The organism is Parasphingorhabdus sp. (assembly GCF_039968395.1).
In the GTDB taxonomy this organism is placed as follows: domain Bacteria; phylum Pseudomonadota; class Alphaproteobacteria; order Sphingomonadales; family Sphingomonadaceae; genus Parasphingorhabdus.
Genome location: NZ_JBDVPV010000003.1, coordinates 198,827 through 223,818, shown reverse-complemented (window position 1 = coordinate 223,818; position 24,992 = coordinate 198,827). Strand labels below are relative to the sequence as shown.

Below are 24,992 nucleotides of genomic sequence, written 5' to 3'. Positions count from 1 at the left end.
TCAGGACGCCTGTTCGACACTTGCGCTGCCAGGATTGTCCCGCTCATGTTCAAATTCGGGAACCAGAATTTTCAGTAGCCGGGTGACGTCTTCGGCATCGCGGCTTGTCCTGAAGCTTTGAAGCAGGTTTTGCAAATCACCCCATCCCATATGGCCTTCCCGCGCCATCATGATCCGGTCATGCACGGTCTGCTTGGGATTTTCGCCGATGATCAGCTCTTCATACAGCTTCTCACCAGGCCTCAACCCGACTTCTTCAATTTCTATGTCACCGTCGGGATCATCTTCGCCTCTGACCGTCAAACCGGACAGTCGAACCATCGTTTTGGCGAGATCCATGATACGGACAGATTTACCCATGTCGAGCACAAACACTTCGCCACCCTTGGCCATGCCGCCTGCCTGGATGACCAGTTGTGCCGCCTCGGGGATTGTCATGAAATAGCGCGTTACATCACGGTGCGTGAGGGTGATCGGGCCACCCACAAGAATTTGCTGACGGAACAGCGGTACAACCGAACCACTCGATCCGAGCACATTGCCGAACCGGACCATGGAATATCTGGTGTCCCCATCCTTCTCGGCAAAGGCCTGCACAATCTGTTCGGCCCCGCGCTTGGTCGCCCCCATCACATTTGTCGGGCGCACGGCTTTGTCGGTACTGATCAGAATGAAGTCGTCGACATTTGCTTCGAAAGCTGCGTTCGCGGTTTCATATGTCCCCAGAATATTATTGCGAACGCCCTCGACCGGATTGGCTTCCACAAGCGGGACATGCTTGTACGCAGCAGCGTGGAAAACAGTTTCGGGGCGTTGCTGTTCGAAAACCTCCTGCAACCGGCTGGCATCTGTCACGGATCCCAGGACCGGGATAATTTCAAGATTTGCCGCACGCCCTTCACGCTTTAACTGCTGCAGCTCTTTCTCGATCGAGTAGAGAGAAAATTCGGTCAGTTCGTACATGATGATGCGCCGGGCTCCGGAAATTGCAATTTGCCTGCACAATTCACTGCCAATCGAGCCGCCGGCGCCGGTCACCAGCACGGCCTTGCCAAATATCGTCCGGCCGAGCAGCAATTCATTAGGTGCCACCGGTTCACGCCCGAGAAGATCCTCAATATCCAGTTCCCGGATATCATTGAACGAGACCCGCCCGTCCATAATCTCTTTCATATTGGGCAAAGTCTGAACATGGACTTTGAATTGCTGAATCTGGCCAACAATCTGACGGCGCTTTGACCGGGTAATATTGGGCAGCGCCAGCAATATGTCGGTGATGCCATATTTTTCAATGATCCTGGGTAGCTCATCGCTGAAGAACACCTTGTCTCCATCCAGCTTCTGACCATCCAGTCGCCGGTCATCGTCAACATAGCCGTGCAGCTGCATTGCGGGTTCTGACCGCATCGAGGCCGCCAGTTGCTGGCCAGCGTTACCGGCACCATAGATCAAAACCGATTTAACCTGCCCGCCAAACTGGTTGCGGCCCAGAATGTCGACCATCAGATAACGCGCGGTCATTCTCGCGAAACCAACCAGAATGAAGAAAATTATCGGCTGAATTCCGCCCAGTGTCCTGGGTACACCTGCAACGCCGACAATCGAGAACAGGATGATCATGGGCACCGTATAAATGGCAAACGCACGCACCAGGGTCTTCATCATGCCCGAGCCCGCATAGCGGAATATGGCGCGGTAAACGCCCATCATGTAGAATATCGGGAGCATGAACAGCAGTGCCCCAAGGACCACTTTCTGGATTGCGATATCCCAATAGACCCACACGCCGATCCGCAAGGAATAGGCAATCCAGATTGATTGCACGCACAGGATCATGTCCAGAAAGACGACAATGAGTTGCTTCTGCCATCTCGGGAAATCGGCGATACGACCCAATATCGACACGATGACCGATGTCAGGGGACCGGCATTTCCGGTTTTTGGCTTTGCGAAGCGGCTCATAAGCAAACCGTTAGTGCATTAATATCATGATTTCCAAACTTTTCGATGTAACGAATTCAAAAAATCAGTTTCAGGACCCGATCGGCGCCGTTTCTGCTCGCCGGAACCGTGCGCTTTCTGCTTTCTCCAACCAGAAATTCTGCTATTGACCCGAAAAATGATCCAATCCGTTAAACCACCGGCAATACAGGGCCGAACTGGCGGAACTTGACCCGATCAGTCGAACAGGCCAGAAGCGTCGAGTGGCTTGGCTCTGGCGGGTAACAACATAATATAATCAAAGGACAAACATGAAAATTGCAATGATCGGCTCGGGTTATGTGGGCTTGGTTTCGGGTGCCTGTTTTGCCGATTTCGGACATCAGGTGATCTGCGTGGACAAGGAAAAGTCCAAGATCGACAAGCTCGACAATAATATCATGCCAATTTACGAGCCTGGCCTCGCCGGACTGGTACAGCGCAACGTCGAGGCAGGACGCCTTTCGTTTTCGACCAATCTCGGGGAATCGGTAAACGATTGCGATGCCGTGTTTATCGCCGTGGGCACACCATCGCGGCGCGGCGATGGCCATGCAGATCTCAGCTACGTCTATGCAGCCGCCGAGGAAATTGCAGATGCAGTGACCAAACCAACGGTCATTGTCACGAAATCAACGGTTCCGGTCGGGACTGGAGATGAAGTGGAACTGATCCTCTCCAGGAAACTGCCGGCCGATCAATTTGCCGTCGTTTCCAATCCGGAATTTTTGCGGGAAGGCGCGGCGATCGATGATTTCAAACGCCCGGACCGTATTGTGATAGGTGCAGAAGTCGAGTGGGCAAAAGAGGTCATGAGTGAAATCTACCGCCCGCTGTTTCTCAATCAATCGCCAATCCTGTTTACCGGGCGCCGTACAGCAGAACTGATAAAATATGCTGCCAACGCATTCCTTGCGACGAAGATCACCTTCATCAATGAAATCGCTGACCTGTGCGAGAATGTCGGCGCGGATGTTCAGGAAGTTTCACGTGGCATCGGCCTGGATAATCGCATTGGCGCGAAATTTCTCCACGCCGGACCCGGCTATGGTGGAAGCTGTTTTCCCAAAGATACACTGGCCCTGCTCAAAACGGCACAGGACAATGAAAGCCCGGTTCGTATTGTGGAAGCCGTTGTGCAGGTCAACGATCAGCGCAAGCGTGCAATGGGCCGAAAAGTCATACAGGCGCTTGGCGGCGAGGCCCGTGACAAGAAAATTGCGTTGCTAGGCCTGACGTTCAAACCCAATACAGATGACATGCGCGACGCACCGGCCATTGCCATCGCCCAGACGCTGAATGATGCCGGAGCACAAGTGGTTGCATATGATCCCGAGGGCATGGCCGTTGCCAGCGAAATCATGCCCGACGTTGAAATGACCGAAAGCAGCTATGATGCAGCCAAAGATGCAGATGCAGTGGTGATCGTGACGGAATGGGATGCGTTCCGCGCGCTCGATCTTGAACAACTGAAGGCGACTATGGCAGGCGATGTTCTTGTCGATCTGCGCAATATCTATCACCCGGCGGACGTTGCGAAGACTGGTTTGAGATATACCAGCATCGGCAGAAATGCCTGAAGCGGCGGTCGGCGCATGAAGCTCAAACGAAAATTCGTAGCCAAACCATGGGGGCAGGACAAACTGCCACAGCCTTTTGCCGGGGACAGGTCATCTCGGATCGGAGAAATCTGGTTCGAGCCGCCGACCGGCGTCACGCCCCAGCTAATGGTCAAATATCTGTTTACGAGCGACAAACTATCGATCCAGGTCCATCCCAATGACCGGCAAGCCCGCAGGCAAGGGTTTCCGCACGGCAAAGAAGAATGCTGGTATATTCTTGATGCCGAACCGGATGCGAAGCTCGGGATTGGACTGACCAAATCCGTCAGCACGACCAAGCTTCATGCGGCCGTGGCGTGCGGACAGATGGAAAACCTGATCGACTGGCGACCGGTACAGCCCGGGGATGTCTTTTACGTTCCGGCCGGGACCATCCATGCCATCGGTCCCGGAATCACGCTGGTCGAAATTCAGCAGAATGTCGATGTCACCTATCGCCTTTATGACTATGGTCGGCCTCGTGAACTCCATCTGGAAGAGGCGATCGAAGTTGCAACCCCTGCGCCTTATGATCTGAAACACCAAAGCCGGGCAGAGGCTGACCAATCTGCGAAACTGATTGATGGTCCGCAATTCAGACTGTTCCAGGTTATTGGTGATGATCCGGACATCTTCCATCAAATCCAGGCCTCGGAATGGCATGTCGTCCCGCTGGAAGGTAAAGTGACGGTGCGCGGAAAACTGATTGCGTCCGGTGAATGCGGACTTTGTACCCGCAGCAGCGAAATCGACCTGAAGAAAAATGTCAGGTCGCTTGTCGCTTGCACGATGAAACCAGGGGGGAAATAATGCCTGAAAACGACCTCGTCACCCCCGTCATATTATCAGGCGGCTCGGGCACCCGTTTGTGGCCGGTGTCCACGGCTGACCGCCCCAAGCAATTTTTGAATCTTGTCGGACCATTGAGCCTGTTCCAATTGACACTTCAGCGATGCCAGCAGGATAATCTGTTCGGATCACCGATCATTGTCGGTGGAGCCGGGCATGCGCAGCTCGCCGAAGATCAGATGGATGAAGTCGGATCGGGTCCGATGGCGCATATTCTGGAACCTTGCGCGCGCAACACAGCGCCCGCCATTGCGCTGGCTGCTCTCGCCTGCGAGAATCCCCAAACCCCGATATTGGTGATGCCCAGCGACCATCTGATCAAGGACGTCAATGCATTTCAGAATGCCGTCCGACAATCCCTGCCGCTGGCAAAAGCACGCTGGCTGGTGACATTTGGTATCCAGCCGACGGGCCCGGAAACGGGATATGGCTATATTCAACAGGGTGAAGCCCTGGTCGGCAGCGTCAGCAGTTTTGCCACGCGCAAATTTGTTGAAAAGCCCAATCGTGAATATGCAGAACAAATGCTGAGCGACGGCGGGTATTTCTGGAATGCCGGTATATTCCTTTTTCGCGCTGACAGCTATCTGGCGGCTCTGGAGGAACATAATCCGGAAATGCTCCGCGCCGCGACAAAGGCCATGGAAAACGCAGATCGTACGGGTACGCGCATTTTGCCTGATGAGCAGAGTTTCGCCGATGCACCCTCCGATTCCATAGACTATGCAGTTATGGAAAAAGCTGAGAAAGTGGCGGTGACACCGGTTAATCCGGGATGGTCAGACGTCGGGAGCTGGGATTCCCTGTTTGAAGTGCTAACCGCCGATGAGCAGAATAATGTGTTGGCCGGGGATGTACTTGCCGTCAATTCACACGACAATCTGATTCAGACCGACGGCATTCGCGTCGCCACTTATGGTGTGGACAATCTGATCATCGTTTCCCGCGACGATCAGATCATGATCCTGCCGCGCGGGCAGTCCCAGAACGTCAAGAAGATATTGATGGAAATGAACCGGGACGACTAGATCTCGTCTTCCTGCAATTCAGCAGGCAGCAGATGTTCTTCCGTTTTTTGGGTTGTCAGCAACGTTGGCCAGAACCGGGCGATCAGGAATAATCCGGTTGGCAACAACAGCGTGTTCCATATGTCATGCAGGGCGGCTTCCTTGTACAAGGCGATCGATCGTTCGCTTGGCCCGGCTTGTCGAAAGTCGAGATATTCATTTAAAAATGTGACCGCAAAAGCGGCAATCCAGGGCAGCGGGCTGGCCAGCGATCGTCGCAACAGGATCGCTGTCAACAACTGCACCAAAACCGCGCCATAAATATGGAGAGCATCCTTGTCGAGGTTTAGCAGGCTTTCGAGCCATAATTTCATTTCATACCATTCCATGAGCCTAAACTGGCGCAGCCAGTCATAACCGTCAATGAACGAAACAGAAATTCCAAGGTTATCAGATTTTTAGCCAAATGCTGCTATAGGCATGCGCATGAACGAGACGTCAAATCCCGCACCCCGAGTTGTCGTTATTTTCGGAACCCGGCCGGAAGCAATCAAGTTGTTTCCCGTTGTCAGGGCCTTGTCACATCACGAGGCGCTGGAGACGATTTCCTGTGTCACTGCCCAGCACCGGGAAATGCTCGATCAGGTTCTGCAAATTGCTGAAATCACACCGGAATTTGATCTCGATCTAATGCGGCCGGATCAAAATCTCGACGAACTGACGGCAAGACTGCTCCAGGGAATTGGCGCAACACTTGACCAGGTCAACCCGCAACGGGTTGTCGTGCAGGGCGATACGGCGACAGCCATGTGCGGTGCACTCGCTGCTTATTATCGAAAAATTCCGGTCAGTCACGTGGAAGCCGGTCTGCGAAGCTATGATATTTATCATCCATGGCCGGAAGAGGTAAACCGCAAGATCATCGGTACCATTGCCGATCAGCATTTTGCACCCACCGAAACGTCCGCACAAGCTCTGCGCAAGGAGAACATCGCCGGCAACAAGATACATGTAACCGGAAATACCGTGATCGATGCGCTTCTGGTTACCGCGGAAAAGACCGGAAAACAGCTGGAACTGAACGACGAGCTCAAATCCCTGTTGCACCGTTTCTCCGATCGGAAAATCATTGGCGTCACCAGTCACAGACGCGAAAATTTTGGGGATGGCCTGTCCAATATTGCCGGCGCCTTGCGCGAGATAGCAAATCGCGATGACGTGGCTCTGATTTTTCCGGTTCATCTCAATCCAAATGTCCGTGCGATCATGAGCGAAGCGCTCGGTGGTCTGGACAATGTCGCCATGATCGAACCCCTGGATTATCCCAATTTTGTCGGATTGCTGGATGCAAGCACGTTCATGCTCACCGACAGCGGCGGGGTGCAGGAAGAGGCTCCCGCCCTTGGCAAACCGGTTCTGGTCATGCGCGATACAACAGAACGGCCGGAAGGCGTCGAAGCGGGGACTGCGAAACTGGTCGGTACAGATCGCAAACTCATTGTTTCAGAGGCGCACAAGCTGCTGGACAACAAAGAATATTACGAAAATATGGCCAAAGCGCACAATCCGTTTGGCGATGGCAAGGCCAGTGAACGGATTGCCGACATAATTGCGGCAGGCCTGTCCCGTTAAACTGCGGCTCCCGCGCCAGTCGTTACCGAAATATTTACGATCTTCGGCTATCCCGAAAGGGAGAAATTGCGCCATTTTGCGCCCGGGAGATTGATCCGCCATGCTATCTGAAGAAAAACCTGCCGTCTGTGTGCTCGGCCTGGGGTATATCGGCCTTCCGACAGCGGCTGTAATCGCGCGTTCGGGCAGTCACGTGCTGGGCGTTGATGTGACCCGGCATGTCGTGGACACGATAAATAATGGCAAAATTCATATCGAGGAAGTGGATCTCGACGGGCTCGTGCAGGGTGTGGTTGCGCGCGGCACGTTGCGCGCATCCTTGCAGGTAGAGCCGGCAGATGTATTTGTGATTGCCGTACCGACGCCCTTTGGCGAGAACCATGTTCCAGACACAAGCTTCGTAATGGATGCGGCGACCAATGTTGCCGCGGCGCTGAAAGAAGGCGACACCGTAATACTGGAATCGACCTCGCCCGTAGGTACGACTGAAAAAATGCGGGACCTGATTGCCGAACTGCGGCCAGATCTGAAAATACCCGGCAAGACAGGCGACATTCCCGACATTGCGATTGCCTATTGTCCGGAGCGTGTTCTTCCCGGGAAGATACTCGAAGAGCTGACCAATAATGACCGCTGCATAGGCGGGATTACGCCGCGTTGTGCACGAAAGGCACTGGGCTTTTATCGTCGCTTTGTGCGCGGAGAATGCGTGACCACAACGGCGCGCGCTGCAGAAATGACCAAATTGGTCGAGAACAGCTATCGCGATGTGAACATTGCTTTTGCGAATGAACTTTCAATCGTTTCTGATCAGATGGATCTCGACGTGTGGGAAGTCATCCGTCTGGCCAATCGCCATCCGCGGGTGAATATCTTGCAACCCGGTCCCGGTGTCGGCGGGCATTGCATCGCGGTCGACCCATGGTTCATCATCCATGGCGCGCCCGATCACACGCCGCTCATCCGCATTGCGCGGGAAGTGAACGACGGCAAAATCGATCATGTACTGGAGCAAGCGTCCCGGATGATCGACGAACTTCCCGGTGCTGCGATTGCCTGTTTCGGATTGGCGTTCAAGGCGAATATCGACGACTTTCGTGAAAGCCCTGCTCTCAAAATCGCAGCCAAGCTTGCCAGACGGTACGGTGGGCGGATCAAAATCGTGGAACCCTATGCGAGCGAACTGCCTCCTGCATTTGAAGGTACCGGAGCGACATTGATCGACATCGACCAGGCGCTGGAAAGCTGTCCGGTCATGATCACGCTAACCGATCACGACATGTTCAAATCGATACCTCTGGATGAACGTTCGGAGAAGATCGTGTATGACACGCGCGGCATCTGGCCAGACCAGCCTGACAGCTCGCAAGCGGTCAAGGGCCTCAGACTGGCAGGGTAAATGAGGTTGGCTGGTTAGAGATGTCGGCTGTTTCCGGACCATCGAAATCCGCAAACCATAACAGGCGGATCGGTTAACCTGTCGCTGGAATGGCGGCTGTTTTGACCGCAACATTTGACCGCAATCGAAAGATCATCAGAGCGGACACCGTGTAAATGGTGATGGGGAACGTGTAGTATAGAAAATTGTCATACAACATATAGACCGAACCACCCGAGAAATAGGCTAGAGCAGCGAGCTGATGCGGATGTTCGACCTGCATCTGGAAGAGCAGCAAGAAGCGAATTGCCCCGTAAATCAACACTCCGGCGCCGAGGAAGCCGATTGAGAAGAGAACCTGCATGGGCCAGCTATGTGGCCCTTTGAAACCCAGAGTTTTTTCCGGTCCCATTCTTTGAAACTGATCGATACCATGCCCGGCCAATGGCTGGTTCTTGACCAGTTTCATGGTCGATTTCCAGATCTCAATCCGGCCGCTATCACCTCTCTTGAATTCATCCATCGACTGGGCATAGCCCAATATCCGGGCAAGCCCATATTGTGGAATGGGAACCGGCAGAACAGCAGAGAGGCTCACCGAAAGAGTGAAAGTGATCGCTATGTAGCGGAGGCTGATTTTACGGAAGCGCGGCGCGAAAACCAACAGTCCCGCCGCGGAACCGATAATCGCAAGCAATGCGCCGCGAGACCCGGTCCATATGGCCAGCGTCAATCCGAATATTCCAAATATTATCGCCAGAATCCTGATCGGCTTCTCGCTCCGGCCGGCAATGGCCAGACCTGCCGCAAATGTTGCCAGCCAGAAAAAACCGGTCCAGCGGACGTTCGTCACGCCGGGGACATTTCTGGTCCAGTCATCCGGTGCGGGAGGATAGGCAATATATCCGCACACCCACAGCAAGGCATAGACAAACGTTGCCAATCCCAGCGCAATCCAGAAATTCTCCAGATCGCGGTTCTCGCGCGTTGGAATATCCTGATATATGGCAAGAGAAAAGATGATGTGGATATAGAAAATCAAAAGGCCAACGACGGCTGCAAAGCTGAATATCTGGATGAAAAAGCTGGTATAGGCGACACAGAGCCCCAGGATCAGTGCGGCAATTTTGTCGCCGCTGGAAAACCAGTTCAGCTTGAACAATGTCAGCTTGTTCCTGCGCATGATCGATGAATAGACAAGCAGCTGGATTATCGGCGCAGTAAGCGAATAATCGGCCACAACGATCCGGTATGTCGTCTGAACAGGGCCGAAATCCCATGGCAGAAGAACAGCCAATATCGGCGTCAGTGCCAACAAAAAATAGGCCGGGCGCCGGGATATCGGAGCTTTTCCGTTTTCAGTCTGCATCTTCTACCCCCGCTGCACCATGGCTTGTTGTCAGCAATCAGGCTGACACCGAAATTCACGGTAAAAACGCGATAACATCAACATATTGAAAATAGCTTAAGCAAAATTAACCCTGTTCCGATTTGCAGCCCCGGTCAGTTGCGATATACGGCGCAGACATGACCCAGGAAACATACCGCCCCCGCCGTTCTTGCCTCTATATGCCCGCATCCAATGCGCGCGCGCTGGAAAAGGCAAAAACCCTGCCCGCAGACACGATCATCTTCGATCTCGAAGATGCTGTCGCGCCGGAAGCCAAAAAGGACGCGCGCGATCAGGCCTGTGCGGCTATTGCGTCGGGTGCTTATGGTTCCCGCGAGCTCGTTGTCCGGGTCAATGGAATGGACACGCCTTGGTTTGCCGAAGACATGACGCAGATTTGCGGAAGCGGCGCGAATGCCATTCTGGTTCCCAAAATAGTCGATGCAAAAAATATTGTCGAACTCACCGATTTCATGGAAAATGAAAACACGCATATCGAGATGAAGCTATGGGCGATGATCGAAATGCCGCTGGCGATCCTCAATATCGCGGAGATTGCGGCCATGGCCTTGCAAAATCGGCTGAGCACATTCGTTATGGGATTTAATGATCTGGCGAAAGAGATGCGGGCAGAGCAGGATCGCACGCTTTTTACCCCGGCCATGGCGCAGACGATCATGGCGGCGCGCGCATATGACATGACTGTGCTCGACAGTGTCTATAACGACTTCAACGATCCAGCCGGACTGGAAGCGGAATGTGAGCAAGGGCGGAAATACGGGTTTGACGGAAAAACGCTGATCCATCCCTCGCAAATTGAAATAGCCAACCGGGTCTTTGCGCCGAGCGAAGGCAAAATCGCTGAAGCCCGGGCCATTGTGGCAGCATTTGCGGATCCTGCCAATGCCGGCAAAGGTGTATTGACGGTCGAGGGCAAAATGACCGAAGTCCTCCATCTCCGGCAAGCGGAGCAGACTCTCGCATTGGCCTCGGCCATCGCAGCGCGCGCGTCCATCTGACCGCGCGGGTCAGTGCGTTCAGCCTCGACAAACCGGCAAAAACTGTTTTAAGTGGTCAATTGAAACCAATAGGCGGTGCGGGGAGCAACACGCGCCCAAAGATCGAAATAAAGGGAGAGGCAATCATGGAAGCACTGGAAGCAGCAGCGGGCGAAGTGCCCAAGGAAGAAATCGAGAAACTGTTTCAAGCACAGCGTGATGCGTTTCACGCAGAGCTGCCGGTCAGCTATGAAAGCCGGATGGACCGGATCAACCGAACCGCACAGATGATTATCGACAACAAGGATGCGCTTTGCGAGGCAGTCTCGAACGACTTTGGTCACCGCAGTTCCGTTCAGACGGTGATGACCGATCTGATGTCGGTGGTCGGCCATGCCAAGGATCACAAGAAGAACCTGCGCAAATGGATGCGCCCCGAAAAGCGGAAAATGGACTTTCCGTTGGGCCTGCTCGGCGCCAGCGGTGCCGTGGAATATCAGCCCAAGGGCGTCGTCGGTGTTATCGCGCCTTGGAATTTCCCGATCAATCTGGCTTTTGATCCCGCCATTGGTGCTTTCGGCGCCGGCAATCGCGTGATCATCAAATTTTCCGAATTCTGCCCGGAAACCGGCGAGCTGGTCAAGGAACTGGTCGCCAAATATTTTGCGCCTGAAGAAATGACAGTCATCACCGGCGGTCCGGAAACCGGCAAGGCTTTTTCTGAAATTCCATGGGATCATCTCATCTTCACCGGCGGCGGCGGGATTGCCAAGCATGTCATGGCAGCAGCGGCTAAAAACCTGACCCCTGTCACACTGGAATTGGGCGGGAAATCGCCGACCATCATCGGCCCCGATGCCGATGTTCAAAAATCAACCCAGCGCATTGCCATGGGCAAGATGATGAATGCCGGCCAAATCTGTCTGGCGCCGGATTATCTGATGGTTCCGGCGGACAAGGAAGATGCGGTTGTCGAAGGCATAGCATCCAATGTCGCGGAGCAATATCCAACGCTGATTGCCAATGATGATTATACATCTGTGGTCAACGCGCGACACAAGGAGCGCCTGCAGGGCCTGATCGATGATGCAGTGGCCAAGGGTGCCAAGCAGACCGAGGTTAATCCCGGTGACGAGGATTTCGGCAATACCAACAGCAACAAGATGCCGTTGACCGTGCTGCAAAATGTCAACGAGGACATGCGCGTGATGCAGGAAGAAATTTTCGGACCGGTATTGCCGGTCAAGACCTATCGCAATCTCGATGAAGTCGTCGATTATGTGAATGATCACGATCGTCCGCTGGGACTCTACTATTTCGGAGAAACGGAAGCTGACAAGCGCAAGGTGCTGGATCGGACAATTTCCGGCGGCGTGACTGTCAACGATGTAATTTTTCATATTGCCCAGCATGACCTGCCATTCGGCGGCGTCGGACCTTCCGGCATGGGTGCCTATACCGGCCCCGACGGCTTCAAGGAATTCAGCCACGCCAAAGCAGTGTATCGTCAGCCCAAAATCAACATTGCCAAAATTGCTGGTTTCCTTCCCCCTTATGGCGCGGGTACGGAGAAGACCATGAAACAGCAGATGAAACTCTAACGTCAGGCAAATATGGCAAATTTCCCGCTCGCAGGACTAAAGGTCCTGGATTTCTCGCGTGTCGTCGCGGGTCCTTATGCAACCCGCATGATGTCCGATCTCGGCGCAGAAGTGCTCAAGGTTGAACCACCGGAAGGCGATGTCAGCCGCAAGTTCGTGAAGCGGGAAACCGGTGTGGCCGGCAGCTTTTTGCAGCTGAATATCGGCAAGAAGAATATTTGTATTGATCTGAAAGCCGACGGGGCGACCAGCCTGATTCACAAGCTGGCAGCCGAAGCGGATATTGTCGTGCAAAACTTTCGTCCCGGTATCATGGAAAAATTCGGGATCGGCTGGGATGACCTGTCAAAGGTCAATCCGCGCCTCGTGATGCTGTCGATATCCGGCTATGGTCAAAATGGCCCGGAACGAGAAAAAGCAGCCTATGCGCCCGTGCTTCATGCGGAAACCGGCCTGATCGCTCGTCAGGCGCAGATGAGCGGTGCGCATCCGACCGACATCCAATTCGCGATGGCGGATAGCTACAGCTCTCTGCACGGGATCATCGCCATTTTGTCCGCGCTGCGCACACTCGACCAGACCGGTGAAGGTCAGCATATTGATCTGGCGATGCTCAACGTTTTGCATTCAGCTGATGATTATGCCCATTATGCGCTGGACGACATCTGGCCCAAAGCACCGGAGACGCTGGTCTGGGAAGCGCCGGAAGATCGTCAGGTCCTGATCACGGGCGACATGAAATGGATGTGGCTGTTATTCTCGACCAAAGACGGACTGCAAGATCCAACGCCAGAAGGATCCGACATTCCGACTAAAGTACGCATGCGCCGCGAGGCGATGGAGCATCATATCCGCTCGCAACCCAGCTTTGATGCCCTGACGGCGATGCTGGATCGTCTCAACCTTGCCTGGGGCGAAGTCCATCCCTTCGGGCCTGACGTCTATGATCAACCCAGCATCAAATCACTCGGCACAATTGTGGATGTGACCGACGATGCCGGCCAGGCCCGCCGGACAGTCCAGTCGCCCTATCGCTTTTCGAAATCGCAAAGCGGCATAGACAGCAATGCCAAAATCGCGAAACGCGGCGAACATAATGTCGCCGCGCTTCAGGATTGGCTGGATCTGACAGAGGGCGAAGTCGCCGCTCTGTCAGAGGCCGGAACTTTGCTTAAAGATTAAACCGGAGCCTTGCGGGCCTGACGGCGCTTGAACGATTTTGCGCCGTTATTCCAGTGCTTGGGACCACCACTTTTGGAGCCCGGGCCACCACGGCCGGAGCCGTCGCCCGGACGACCCTTGCGCGAGCTGTGCTTGTTCCGTGGCGGGCCGCCGCGGGTCGGCTTGGCACCGTATTTCTTTGGCTTCTGGCCATAAATCCGCGGCGCGACTTCTTCGCGCGGTGGCTCGTCATAGCCGTCCGGCAGAGCAATCGTTTCCGGCTTCACATTGGTCAGCTTGACCACATCGCGCAAAAACTGCCGTTCGTCCGGCGCAACCAGCGAGTAGGAAATCCCGCTCGCCCCTGCCCGTGCGGTCCGGCCAATGCGGTGAACATATTGTTCCGGGACATTGGGCATGTCGAAATTAATCACATGCGTGATACCATCGACATCGATGCCGCGTGCCGCAATATCGGTGGCGACAAGAATGTTGATCTTGCCCTTTTTGAAATCACCCAGTGCGCGTTCACGCTGCGGCTGGCTTTTATTGCCATGGATCGCGGCAGAATGAATGCCCACGGCCATCAGGTTTTTCACAACCTTGTCGGCCCCATGTTTGGTCTGGGTAAAGACCAGCATGTGATCAGGGTTTTCCTGATTGATGAAATCCTTCAGCAAGCGCTGCTTGTCATTCTGATTGATATAGGTGACTTTCTGATCGACCCGCTCGGCAGTCGTCGATTGCGGGGCCACTGAAACCTGGACCGGGTTGGTCAGGAACTGGTCAGCCAGCTGCGAAATGGTTTTGGGCATGGTCGCCGAGAAGAACAGGCTTTGACGCTGGCGGGGCAACATTGGTACGATCTTTTTCAGCGGTACGATAAAGCCGAGATCAAGCATCTGATCGGCTTCGTCGAGCACCAGAATTTCGACTTTTTCAAGGGTCAGACAACGCTGGTCGATCAAGTCGAGCAAGCGCCCCGGTGTCGCCACCAGAACATCAACGCCGCGCGCCAGAACGCGCTTTTGCTTGTTGATCGGCACACCGCCAAAAGCAGAAGTCACGAAAAGACCCAGACCTTTGGAATAGCCGATCATGCTGTCGGCAATCTGCCGGGCCAGTTCGCGGGTAGGCGCAAGCACCAGCATGCGGCACTCGTTGCGCCCCGCCCGGCGCTTGCTGGCCAGCAAATGATGAATGGCAGGCAGCGAAAAAGCCGCGGTTTTACCCGTGCCGGTCTGCGCAATGCCCAGAATGTCCTTGCCTTGCAGTGCGGGCGGTATCGCCTGCTGCTGGATCGGGGACGGTGTGGTGTAGCCGTTTTCGGCCACGCGTTTTTTAATCGGTTCCGCCAATGCGAAATCAGTAAATTGAGTCAAAAATAATACCTTATAATAAGCAGCCCAATGGCAAAAACACCAGACGCAGAGACATTCGAAAGAATGCTGCGAAAAGGGCAAGTCGTTAAGACGACCCGCGTGATCAGGCTGCCGGAAAAATGAAGCATGGGGCGGTACTACCGAAACAAGTCCGTGATACGGAAAGCTTCTCACGCTGATGTACCGCAAGACGAAACTTCGCCTTTGCTGCAATGCAACATAGAGAAGGTGCTTGGAAAGTCAAGCTTTGTGATTACAGTGGAAACCAGAATCCAACTCCTATCCGGATATATTTATGCTCAAAAATCTTTTCGCGCCGCTTGCTTTGACTGCTCTGGCCATATTCCCCGCCCAGGCGCAGGAAAAAACCGCCGGAATTCATCAACCCGCACTTGAAATTGGCGGGGGTGGACGCCCAGTTGGCGAAGCCTGGTCACGCAGCCCGGTCTATGCCGCCAATGGGATGGCCGCGACCGCACATCCTCTCGCCAGCCAGATCGCGATTGAAATCCTGAAAAAAGGCGGCACAGCTGTTGATGCAGCGATTGCTGCCAATGCGGCGCTTGGCCTGATGGAACCGACCGGCAATGGCATTGGCGGTGATTTGTTTGCGATTATCTGGGATCCGAAGACACAAAAATTATATGGTCTCAATGGGTCGGGCAAAAGCCCGATGGGAACATCATACACAAAATTCATGGAGCAACTGGACGGTCGCAAGACGATTCCCCCATTCGGCCCCCTGCCGGTAACGGTACCGGGCACAGTTGATGGCTGGTTTGAAATGCACGGCAAGTTTGGCAAGCTAAGCATGGCCGACATATTGGCTCCGACGATTTCCTACGCGAAACAAGGCCATCCGGTTGCCCCCGTCATTGGCTATTATTACGCCAGCAACCTCAGGCGGTTCGAACAAAGCCTCGACATGATCGGTGAATTTGACAATGCCCGCGCCACATATTTCGCGAATGGCGCGCCCAAAGCCGGCGAGCTATTCAAAAATCCTGATCTCGCCAATACGCTCGACAAGATTGCCAAGGGCGGCCGCGACGCATTTTACAAGGGCGAGATTGCCCGCACCATGGACGCCTATTTCAAACGCATTGGCGGGAACCTCCGTTATACAGACTTTGCCGCGCATAGCAGCAAATGGGTCGAGCCCGGCTGTGTCAGCTATCGCAAAGGCTACGAACTATGCGAGCTTCCGCCGAACAGTCAGGGCTTCGCCGCCTTGCAGATGACAAATATCCTCAAGAATATCGATCTTGCACGATATCCCCGCGGCAGTGCCGAAGTGTTGCACTACATCACCGAAGCCAAACGACTGGCATTTGAAGATGTCGCGCGCTTTTACGCGGATCCGGATATGTCGCCCGCGCCCCTGAAATGGTTGCTGTCAGATGCATATGGCAAAGAGCGTTTTGCCCTGATCCAGCCGGACAAGGCTTCTCCTGCATTTGGCCCCGGTGAACCCAAGCTCGAAGGCGAAGGCGATACCACTTACCTGACCGTCACTGACAGGGATGGCATGATGGTCTCTCTGATCCAGTCCAATTATCGCGGCATGGGTAGCGGTCTGGTCGCCGACGGTCTCGGTTTCATGTTCCAGGATCGCGGCGAGCTCTATTCGCTCGATCCGGGCCACCCCAATGTCTATGCGCCCGGCAAGCGGCCTTTTCAGACGATCATTCCTGCCTTCATGAAAAAGGATGGCAAACCCTGGATGTCATTCGGACTGATGGGCGGAGGCATGCAGCCGCAGGGCCATGTCCAGATCATGATCAACCTGGTCGACTATGGCATGAACCTGCAGGAAGCCGGCGATGCGGCGCGGCTGAACCATGACGGCGGACGGCAGCCAACCGGTGATCTGGCCGGAACCGGCGCTGATCTTCTGGGCACGCTGAATGTGGAACCGGGGATTTCAGATGCTACTGTCGCACAACTCAAGGCCATGGGTCACAACGTCAAACGTGTAAATAACGGTGCGATGTTCGGCGGTTATCAAGCGATTGTTCACGATCCCGAAACCGGCGTCTATCTTGGCGCGACCGAGATGCGGAAAGATGGCCAGGCGCTGGGATATTAGGGGCAGATAACGCCCGTCTGCCCGGGACTGCAGCCACGTCGCCGGGCGCGCTTCATTCCTGCTGCAATTTGTGATAACCTCCTCTGCAGGGGAGGATCGTACGGGCATGTCTCAATTAGTCCGAATGGGCCAAGGGAGGTTCGGAAACTATCGCATTTTGCGACTGAATTCAGATTTGGTTCCCCATGCGCATCCCGAAGCGCAAATAGTGTTTGCGCTGGATCAGGGCATCGAAGACGTCATCTTTGTGAACAATGAGCCGATCAATCTCACATATCGGACAGCCGTTTTCGCAAATCCGATGGAAAAGCATGCGCACCGGGTGTGCTCGCAGAACTGCGAATATCTGGCGCTTTATTTTCAGAAATCGTGGTTGATTGATATGTTCGGGAATCCCGAACACGGCAGGTCCTTTTTGAAAAACAGTATCTCTGTATCCGATACCATTGCAGAGTTGATCGACTGCCTGGTCAGTTCGGCCAAAGGCAATGCTTCCGAAGATGAAATCAGCCTTTGGGTTGAGAAAATTGCCAATCAGTTGCAGGATCATGTGGTGATCGCGGAAGCCCCGGATACGGAGCGGGACGTAAATCACGCGGTGCGAAAGGTGGAAGATGCAGTTTCCTACATGGCAGACAGCCTGTTGGTTCACCGGGATATCAATCTTGTTGCCCGGGAAATCGGGGTCTCCCGGCCGCAGATGTTCAAACTGTTCCGCTACCACATGAAAACCACTCCAAATATTTCCTGGAATGCGTTGCGGATGGACTATGCCAAACAGCAGTTGGAGGAAGTGGATATCAGCATTGAAGAACTTTCTGCGGAACTTGGCTTTTCGGAAGCCGCGAATTTCTCTCGATTTTTCAAGGATCACTCGGGCTTCAATCCGAGCCAGTTCCGACTTGTTGCAAAAACGGAGTCATTTGTGTGAATTGTTTTTGCGTAGGGCTAGTGATTAAGCCGATATGAGCAACCGGCAAGACATACTGGACGAACTGAGGCGCTTGCTGGCAGAACTAGATGCGCGGAACGAAGCCTTGGCCGCGATCCGAATTGCGGAAGCGATCGAGCTGCTGAACTCCGATCACCCGGAAAATGAAGGCGACCAGAAATAGACCCAATGATATGGTAAACAAGACTGGTCCCGGCCATATTCTCATCTCCACAAGAGACAGAGATCCTCATGCCCAGCGATATGGCCGGCCCTTTCGGTCACAAAGACAATCAGGAACACGAGCAAGTCGACAGGTTGCAACTGGCGAAATTGATCCTCCTGTGCAACGACGAGCGGAACAGTTTCATTCCGGAACATCAATGGGGCGAACCATCGTGGGATATTCTGTTGCGGGTCTACATTTCGCAGAATGAGAAATCCGGTTTTGACAAAGTTCGCAATCCGTCAAAGATGATGCAGCATCGCTATGTTGATCTGTTGATGCAACAGGGTCTGCTCGAAGAAATCTCTCCCCCCAATTCTCCGGACGGACCAACATATGGCCTCTCTTCCCAGGGTTGTAAGGCTTTGGAAGACTGGCTGGATTTCTGCGCTGTCAGCAAGAAATAACTGCTGTGGGGTGTAAATTTCGCTTCAATATGAGCGCGGCAGATCCAGGACATGTTCCGCCAGATAGGACAGAATCAGGTTCGTTGAGATAGGCGCAATCTGATAGAGCCGCGTCTCGCGCCATTTGCGCTCAATGTCATAATCTTCGGCAAAGGCGAAACCGCCATGGGTCTGCATGCAGGCTTCTCCGGCTGCCCATGAAGCTTCGGATGCCAGCATTTTCGCCATATTCGCTTCGGCTGGCATAGGCTCGCCGGCATCGAACAATGCCGCAGCCTTGCGCACCATCAGGTCAGCGGCCTCAGTCTGCGCATAGCTCCTGGCTATAGGAAATTGCACGCCCTGGTTCTGACCAATCGGGCGATCAAAAACTTCGCGTTCTTTGGCATAGTGAGACGCTTTCTCGGTAAACCAGCGCGCGTCGCCAATACATTCGGCGGCGATCAAAACGCGCTCTGCATTCATGCCGTTGAGAATATAGCGCAGGCCCTTGCCTTCTTCGCCAACCAGATTTTCTGCCGGAACCCGAAGGTCATCAAAATAGACTTCGGTTGTGCTGTGATTGATCATCGTGCGGATTGGCTCGATGGTGAGACCATTCCCCTCTGCCGCGCGCATGTCGACAATGAACACCGACAGGCCCTCGGTGCGTTTCAGAAGCTGATCTTGCGGCGTGGTCCGGGCCAGCAATACCATCAGATCGCTATGTTCCGCGCGACTGGTCCAGACTTTCTGCCCATTGATGACATATTCGTCGCCATCCCTCACGGCGGTGGTCTTGAGGCCCAGCGTGTTGGTGCCGCTGCCCGGTTCGGTCACGCCAAAGGCTTGGAGACGCAGTTCACCCGTCGCGATTTTGGGAAGATATTGCTGCTTCTGCTTTGCGTTGCCGTCCCTCAGGATTGTACCCATGATGTACATTTGGGCGTGGCATGCGCTGGCGTTGCAACCGGCCTTGTGAATTTCTTCGAGGATCGCAGCTGCGGCGGTCAGCCCCAGGCCGCTGCCACCATATTCTTCCGGGATCAGCGCAGCCAGGAACCCGGCCTTGGTCAAGGCAGCGACAAACTCCGTCGGATATGCCCGTTCGCGATCCTTTTCGCGCCAGTATCTGCCGGGAAAATCACCGCACAGGGCACGGACGGCCGCGCGCATTTGCAAAATGTCGTCATTGTCAGTCAGCATGAATCAGTTTTCCGTCAGAGCCGTTCGGCATGCCAGCGCAGGTGATCATCCATGAAACTGGAGATAAAAAAATAGCTGTGATCATAGCCTTCGCGTTGATTGAGCGTCAGAGGGATAGAGGCTTTATCGCAGGCGTCGACTAGCAATTCTGGCTTGAGCTGTTCTTCGAGAAAATCATCAGCAAGGCCCTGATCGACAAGAATATCACCGACCCGCGCGCCATCCTCGATCAGTGCGCAAGCATCATATTCCCGCCAGGCAGCCTTGTCCTTGCCAAGATAGCCGCCAAGTGCCTTCTCACCCCAAGGGCATTGCAACGGCGAGACAATCGGCGCGAAAGCAGACACGCTTTTATAGCGATCCGGATTACGCAGAGCGATAGTCAGCGCGCCGTGGCCGCCCATACTGTGTCCGAATATCCCCTGCCGCTTCATATCAGCCGGGAATTGTTTTGCGACGAGCGCAGGCAATTCTGTTTCGACATAGCTGCGCATGCGAAAATTGACGGACCAGATTTCGGTTGTGGCATCGACATAAAAGCCGGCGCCCTTGCCAAAATCATAACCGGCATGATCCGGAACATCCTCGCCTCGCGGCGAGGTATCCGGGGCAATAACAATCAGTCCCAGCTCGCTCGCCAGCCGCCGATACTCGCCCTTGTCCATGACATTGGCATGCGTACAGGTAAGGCCAGAAAGATACCAGAGAAGCGGCAATTTTGCGCCGTCGGCATGCGGAGGCACATATACCGCAAAGGTCATTTCCGTACCGGTTTCGGCGGAGTCATGGGAATAGACACCCTGCACTCCGCCAAAAGCCTTGTTGGTCGATAGTGTTTCCATTGTCCGGAACTCAGCCCATGCGATGCAAAGCGCACAGCTTGTTGCCGTCCGGATCACGCAAATAGGCAAGATACAGGTTCATGCCGGGATTTTCGCGCACGCCCGGTGGGTCTTCGATCGACGTCCCGCCAGCATCTACTCCGGCCGCGTGCCAGGCTTGGGCCTGCTCGGGGTTTTCCATCGCAAATCCCACCGTCATGCCATTGCCCGGCGTCGCGCCTTCTCCGTCAATCGGCGGTGTCACCATGAATATGCCCTCATTGTGCATGTACATGAGCCGACCCTTGGGATCGGATATGGCTTCATTACCGCCCACGGACTGGAACAGCGCATCGTAGAATTTTTTCGAACGGTCAATATCGTTCGACCCCACCATCATATGACTAAACAATTCTTTTCTCCTTTGTTGTTTCAGTAAACCACGACGCTGCGGATGCTTTCTCCCGCATGCATCAAATCAAAACCCTTGTTGATGTCTTCCAGTGGCAGTTTGTGTGTGATCATCGGATCAATCTCAATCTTGCCGTTCATGTACCAGTCGACGATTTTTGGAATGTCGGTGCGTCCGCGCGAGCCGCCAAATGCGGTTCCTTTCCAGACCCGGCCAGTGACCAGCTGGAACGGACGCGTGGCGATTTCCTTGCCCGCTTCCGCGACCCCGATAATCACACTTTCACCCCAGCCGCGATGGCAGGCTTCCAGTGCCGTCCGCATCACATCAGTGTTACCCGTGCAGTCGAACGTATAGTCTGCTCCGCCGCCGGTCATCTCCACCAGATGCGCCACCAGATCACCGCTGACATCATTAGGATTGACGAAATGGGTCATACCGAATTTGCGGCCCCATTCTTCGCGGTCGTTGTTGATATCGACGCCAATAATCTGACTGGCACCAACCATCTTCGCGCCTTGAAGGACGTTCAACCCGATCCCGCCCAGACCAAAGACGATCACCGTGGATCCGGCCTCGACATCCGCGGTATTGATCACGGCTCCGACACCGGTGGTAACCCCGCATCCACAATAGCAGGCGCTTTCAAACGGCGCATCGGTACGAATTTTCGCGGCTGCAATTTCAGGAATCACAACAAAATTGGAAAAAGTGGAACAGCCCATATAGTGATAGATGGTCTCGCCCTTGTAGGATAGCCGACTGGTCCCGTCGGGCATCAGCCCCTCTCCTTGCGTATTGCGTATTGCCGTACACAGGTTGGTTTTCTGGCTGAGGCAGCTTTTGCACTGACGGCATTCAGGAATGTAAGCCGGGATGATATGATCATCGACGGCGACAGAGGTCACGCCTGGTCCGGTTTCCCGAACAATACCGGCGCCTTCATGACCCAATACGCTGGGAAATTTGCCTTCGCTGTCCAGTCCGTCCAGCGTGTAGGCGTCGGTATGACAAATGCCTGTCGCCATGATCTCGACCAGCACTTCGCCTTCCTGCGGGCCTTCCAGATCCAGCTCGACAATCTCCAGCGGTTTTTTGGCTTCAAAAGCGACGGCAGCGCGTGTCTTCATGGGTCGGATTCTCCCTCAACAGTCTTTGGTACCTGCTTGGATCAAATGGCCCGCTTATTCAATGTGACGAATCAGTTTATTTTGATCTAGCCGATGATCCACCATCGCAGGATATAGGCGACCACGCCCAGAACCGAGACGCTCGCCAACCAGATCAGCGCCATCCACCCCAGCCTGTGCCTCAGCGGGGTTTCGTCAGGTGAAGGATGTGATCCGGGCTCCATCAATGATAGCCTTCCGATCCGACTTTGCCGCGAAACACCCAATAAGCCCAAACGGTATAGATCAAAATCAACGGCACCGTGATCACGACACCAACCAGCATGAAGACCTGGCTGCTCTCCGGTACCGCCGCATCCCAGATCGTGATCTGGTTCGGGATGATGTAAGGGAACATGGAAATGCCGAGTCCGATCATACCGAGCAGAAACAATCCCAACGAGATGAGAAATGGCAAAGCTTCCTGTTTCTTCGCCAGCCCGCGAAAAAGAAAATAGGTCAGGATCAGCACCAGCAACGGAACCTGCGACGCAAAAATAATATTCGGCATTGTGAACCAGCGCGTCCAGTATTGCGCTTCGAGAAACGGCGTATAGAGGCTCACCACGGCCATCAAAGCGAGCGTCGCGAACGCTGCCGGTTTTGCCAGGCGATAGGCATGGTCCTGCGCCCCGCCTTCGGTTTTCCAGATCAGCCATGTCGCGCCCAGCAGGGCATAGCCCGCCACCGTGCCGAAACCGGTGAGCAATGTGTAAGGTGTGAACCAGTCAAACCAGCTTCCGGCATAGGCCCGGCCATCGACATCAACCCCTTGCAGCAGCGCGCCCAGCACCATGCCTTGCGAAAAGGCGGCCGCAATGGAACCGCTGGTGAACGCCCAGTCCCAAAACGCGCGGTGATCGGGATCGCGCCAGCGAAATTCAAAGGCCACACCGCGGAATACCAGCCCCAGAAGCATGATGATGATCAGCGGATAGGTGGCGGGCAATATGATCGCATAGGCCAGCGGAAAAGCCGCCATCAGACCGCCCCCGCCAAGCACCAGCCAGGTTTCGTTGCCATCCCAGACCGGCGCGATGCTGTTCATCGCCTGATCGCGCTCATCGCCGACATTGAAGACGGGGAAGAGTATGCCAATGCCCAGATCAAAACCGTCCATCACCACATAGGCGAACACGGCAAAAGCGATGATGAAGGCCCAGATGACAGTTAGATCCATCAGTTTTCTCCTTCCGGTTTGGCGGTCAGTCCTGGCGAACCACTTTGCGCCGGCCCTGGCGCGATACCAGCCGTTCGCACCGGTCCGGTCTCGCTGGATGCCACGCCCTTTTCACCAATGGCGGGCGTTTTGCGCATCAGCCGCATGATGTACCAGGTCCCGGTACCGAACACGGCAAAATAAACGACGATGAATGCGATCAACGAGGCCGCCACGGCCGGTGCCGCAAGCGGAGATGCACTTTCCGCGGTCCGCAGCAGGCCGTAAATGGTGAATGGCTGCCGACCCACTTCGGTCGTGATCCAACCGGCAATCACCGCGACAAATCCGGTCGGTGCCATCAGGATCGCAGCCCGGTGCAAAAGCGGCCAGTCATAAAGCTTTTTGCGCATCCGCGCGAACAAGCTCCACAGTCCCAGCGCCATCATCGCAAAACCGATACCGACCATGATCCGGAACGACCAGAAAACCATGCCTACAGGCGGTTCATCCGCATCCGGAATCGTATCGAGGCCATCCATGGGCGCATCGGGATCATGCTTGAGGATCAATGACCCCAGCTTCGGTATCTCAATCTTGTAGTCGATCCGCTTTTCTGCGCTGTTGGGAATGCCGAACAGGATCAGCGGCGCGCCTTCGGGGTGGCTGTCAAAATGCCCTTCCATGGCCATGATCTTGACCGGTTGATGCTCGAGCGTGTTCAGCCCGTGCATGTCTCCCGCAAAAATCTGAACGGGTGCAACAAAAGCTGCCATCCACATCGCCATGGAAAACATTTTTCGGGCATGCAGGTTGGTCTTGTCCTTCAGCAAATGCCACGCTCCGACCCCGCCTACAACAAAGGCGGTGGTCAGATAGGCGGCAATCACCGTATGTACCAGTCGGTAGGGGAAGCTGGGATTGAACACGATGGGCCACCAGCTTTCGCCGGGCACGAACTGCCCGTTGGCAGCGATCTCGTGTCCGGTGGGTGTCTGCATCCAGCTGTTCACGCTCAATATCCAGAATGCTGAAATAAATGTTCCGATCGCGACCATCATGGTTGCGGTAAAGTGCAGTTTCTTGCCGACCTTGTTCATACCGAACAACATGACGCCGAGAAAACCGGCTTCGAGGAAGAACGCGGTCAGCACTTCATAGGCCATGAGCGGCCCGATCACCGGCCCTGCCCGGTCCGAGAAAACCGACCAGTTGGTGCCAAATTGGTAGGACATGACAATGCCCGACACGACGCCCATGGCAAAGGCGACCGCAAAAATTTTCAACCAATATTTGAACAGGTCCATGTAAATCTGCTTGCCGGTCTTCAGCCACAGGCCCTCGAGCACCGCCAGATAGCTGGCCAGTCCGATTGAAAATGCCGGAAAAATGAAATGGAAACTGACCGTAAAGGCAAACTGTATACGCGCCAGTAAAATGGCATCAAACGATTCAAACATAGTCGAACATTCCCCGCTTGTCAGCCAAAGGCCTGGGTGGATCGCATGTAATCAATGTGAATGGTGACATAGCGACAACAGCGCGCTTCCACAATGAACGGGCGCTTGATAAGGTGCGCCCAGCAGTTGCAGAACGTGCAACTTGCAATTCGCG

Annotated in this window: 23 protein-coding genes; 12 read left to right on the top strand and 11 right to left on the bottom strand. The window is 54.5% G+C overall.

The annotated features are described in order from the left end of the window. Entirely contained in the window at window positions 1-1,962 is a 1,962-nt protein-coding gene (locus tag ABJI30_RS09050) for a nucleoside-diphosphate sugar epimerase/dehydratase (RefSeq protein ID WP_348015857.1), read from the bottom strand. Between the two features lie 290 nt (window positions 1,963-2,252). Between ABJI30_RS09050 and ABJI30_RS09045 the strand changes: the two genes are divergently transcribed. From ABJI30_RS09045 to ABJI30_RS09035, 3 genes are read left to right on the top strand one after another with little or no spacing between them, the layout of a single operon-like run. Then, window positions 2,253-3,560 (top strand): UDP-glucose/GDP-mannose dehydrogenase family protein, encoded by a 1,308-nt coding sequence (locus tag ABJI30_RS09045; RefSeq protein WP_348015856.1) that lies wholly within the window; start codon window positions 2,253-2,255, stop codon window positions 3,558-3,560. 15 nt (window positions 3,561-3,575) lie between these two features. Beyond that, window positions 3,576-4,391, top strand: coding sequence for a class I mannose-6-phosphate isomerase (locus ABJI30_RS09040; protein WP_348015855.1), 816 nt, complete (start codon window positions 3,576-3,578; stop codon window positions 4,389-4,391). Then, window positions 4,391-5,458 (top strand): mannose-1-phosphate guanylyltransferase/mannose-6-phosphate isomerase, encoded by a 1,068-nt coding sequence (locus ABJI30_RS09035; protein ID WP_348015854.1) that lies wholly within the window; start codon window positions 4,391-4,393, stop codon window positions 5,456-5,458. Before ABJI30_RS09040 ends, ABJI30_RS09035 begins: the two co-directional genes overlap by 1 nt. Here the strand turns inward: ABJI30_RS09035 and ABJI30_RS09030 are convergent. Then, window positions 5,455-5,811: a hypothetical protein gene (locus tag ABJI30_RS09030; RefSeq protein WP_348025486.1), complete on the bottom strand. Its 357-nt coding sequence runs from the start codon at window positions 5,809-5,811 to the stop codon at window positions 5,455-5,457. The two genes, ABJI30_RS09035 and ABJI30_RS09030, sit on opposite strands and share 4 nt — an antisense overlap. A 112-nt stretch (window positions 5,812-5,923) precedes the next feature. On the opposite strand from ABJI30_RS09030, the gene wecB reads away from it, so the two are divergent. Beyond that, window positions 5,924-7,069, top strand: coding sequence for a UDP-N-acetylglucosamine 2-epimerase (non-hydrolyzing) (gene wecB, locus ABJI30_RS09025; protein ID WP_348015852.1), 1,146 nt, complete (start codon window positions 5,924-5,926; stop codon window positions 7,067-7,069). Window positions 7,070-7,169: 100 nt separating this feature from the next. Then, the gene (gene wecC / locus ABJI30_RS09020; protein ID WP_348015851.1) at window positions 7,170-8,468 is read left to right on the top strand and encodes a UDP-N-acetyl-D-mannosamine dehydrogenase; all 1,299 of its coding nucleotides are present in this window, start codon (window positions 7,170-7,172) and stop codon (window positions 8,466-8,468) included. Between the two features lie 73 nt (window positions 8,469-8,541). On the opposite strand, the gene ABJI30_RS09015 is transcribed toward wecC, so the two are convergent. After that, window positions 8,542-9,816, bottom strand: coding sequence for an O-antigen ligase family protein (locus tag ABJI30_RS09015; protein WP_348015850.1), 1,275 nt, complete (start codon window positions 9,814-9,816; stop codon window positions 8,542-8,544). A 158-nt stretch (window positions 9,817-9,974) separates the two neighbouring features. Here ABJI30_RS09015 and ABJI30_RS09010 point away from each other — a divergent pair, with 158 nt between their 5' ends. The 3 genes from ABJI30_RS09010 (at window position 9,975) to ABJI30_RS09000 (ending at window position 13,618) form a co-directional block, all read left to right on the top strand. Continuing rightward, window positions 9,975-10,856 carry a CoA ester lyase gene (locus tag ABJI30_RS09010; protein ID WP_348015849.1) on the top strand — a complete coding sequence of 294 codons (882 nt, stop codon included), beginning with the start codon at window positions 9,975-9,977 and terminating at the stop codon, window positions 10,854-10,856. 125 nt (window positions 10,857-10,981) lie between these two features. After that, window positions 10,982-12,436: a coniferyl aldehyde dehydrogenase gene (locus tag ABJI30_RS09005; RefSeq protein WP_348015848.1), complete on the top strand. Its 1,455-nt coding sequence runs from the start codon at window positions 10,982-10,984 to the stop codon at window positions 12,434-12,436. Between the two features lie 12 nt (window positions 12,437-12,448). Continuing rightward, window positions 12,449-13,618 carry a CaiB/BaiF CoA-transferase family protein gene (locus ABJI30_RS09000; protein WP_348015847.1) on the top strand — a complete coding sequence of 390 codons (1,170 nt, stop codon included), beginning with the start codon at window positions 12,449-12,451 and terminating at the stop codon, window positions 13,616-13,618. On the opposite strand, the gene ABJI30_RS08995 is transcribed toward ABJI30_RS09000, so the two are convergent. After that, complete coding sequence (locus tag ABJI30_RS08995; RefSeq protein ID WP_348015846.1) at window positions 13,615-14,979, bottom strand: DEAD/DEAH box helicase; 1,365 nt, start codon at window positions 14,977-14,979, stop codon at window positions 13,615-13,617. The genes ABJI30_RS09000 and ABJI30_RS08995 overlap by 4 nt on opposite strands. A gap of 295 nt (window positions 14,980-15,274) precedes the next feature. Here ABJI30_RS08995 and ggt point away from each other — a divergent pair, with 295 nt between their 5' ends. From ggt to ABJI30_RS08975, 4 genes are all read left to right on the top strand, one after another. Beyond that, window positions 15,275-17,068, top strand: a complete 1,794-nt coding sequence (ggt, locus tag ABJI30_RS08990) for a gamma-glutamyltransferase (RefSeq protein WP_348015845.1) — start codon at window positions 15,275-15,277, stop codon at window positions 17,066-17,068. Between the two features lie 106 nt (window positions 17,069-17,174). After that, complete coding sequence (locus tag ABJI30_RS08985; RefSeq protein ID WP_348025487.1) at window positions 17,175-17,999, top strand: AraC family transcriptional regulator; 825 nt, start codon at window positions 17,175-17,177, stop codon at window positions 17,997-17,999. Between the two features lie 34 nt (window positions 18,000-18,033). Further along, a complete protein-coding gene (locus tag ABJI30_RS08980) occupies window positions 18,034-18,183 on the top strand; it encodes a hypothetical protein (RefSeq protein WP_348015843.1) in 150 nt (49 codons plus the stop codon). A 68-nt stretch (window positions 18,184-18,251) separates the two neighbouring features. After that, window positions 18,252-18,632 (top strand): hypothetical protein, encoded by a 381-nt coding sequence (locus ABJI30_RS08975; protein ID WP_348015842.1) that lies wholly within the window; start codon window positions 18,252-18,254, stop codon window positions 18,630-18,632. 24 nt (window positions 18,633-18,656) lie between these two features. Here the strand turns inward: ABJI30_RS08975 and ABJI30_RS08970 are convergent, their stop codons facing one another. The 7 genes from ABJI30_RS08970 to ABJI30_RS08940 form a co-directional block, all read right to left on the bottom strand. Further along, window positions 18,657-19,817 (bottom strand): acyl-CoA dehydrogenase family protein, encoded by a 1,161-nt coding sequence (locus ABJI30_RS08970; protein WP_348015841.1) that lies wholly within the window; start codon window positions 19,815-19,817, stop codon window positions 18,657-18,659. 14 nt (window positions 19,818-19,831) lie between these two features. After that, window positions 19,832-20,659 (bottom strand): S-formylglutathione hydrolase, encoded by an 828-nt coding sequence (gene fghA, locus ABJI30_RS08965; protein ID WP_348015840.1) that lies wholly within the window; start codon window positions 20,657-20,659, stop codon window positions 19,832-19,834. Window positions 20,660-20,669: 10 nt separating this feature from the next. Continuing rightward, a complete protein-coding gene (locus ABJI30_RS08960; protein ID WP_348015839.1) occupies window positions 20,670-21,050 on the bottom strand; it encodes a VOC family protein in 381 nt (126 codons plus the stop codon). 20 nt (window positions 21,051-21,070) lie between these two features. Then, window positions 21,071-22,180, bottom strand: a complete 1,110-nt coding sequence (locus ABJI30_RS08955; protein WP_348015838.1) for an S-(hydroxymethyl)glutathione dehydrogenase/class III alcohol dehydrogenase — start codon at window positions 22,178-22,180, stop codon at window positions 21,071-21,073. Between the two features lie 86 nt (window positions 22,181-22,266). Beyond that, window positions 22,267-22,404 carry a DUF2474 domain-containing protein gene (locus tag ABJI30_RS08950; protein ID WP_348015837.1) on the bottom strand — a complete coding sequence of 46 codons (138 nt, stop codon included), beginning with the start codon at window positions 22,402-22,404 and terminating at the stop codon, window positions 22,267-22,269. Continuing rightward, complete coding sequence (gene cydB / locus ABJI30_RS08945; RefSeq protein ID WP_348015836.1) at window positions 22,404-23,399, bottom strand: cytochrome d ubiquinol oxidase subunit II; 996 nt, start codon at window positions 23,397-23,399, stop codon at window positions 22,404-22,406. Before cydB ends, ABJI30_RS08950 begins: the two co-directional genes overlap by 1 nt. Beyond that, window positions 23,399-24,838 (bottom strand): cytochrome ubiquinol oxidase subunit I, encoded by a 1,440-nt coding sequence (locus tag ABJI30_RS08940; RefSeq protein ID WP_348015835.1) that lies wholly within the window; start codon window positions 24,836-24,838, stop codon window positions 23,399-23,401. Before ABJI30_RS08940 ends, cydB begins: the two co-directional genes overlap by 1 nt. Between the last annotated feature and the right edge of the window lie 154 nt (window positions 24,839-24,992).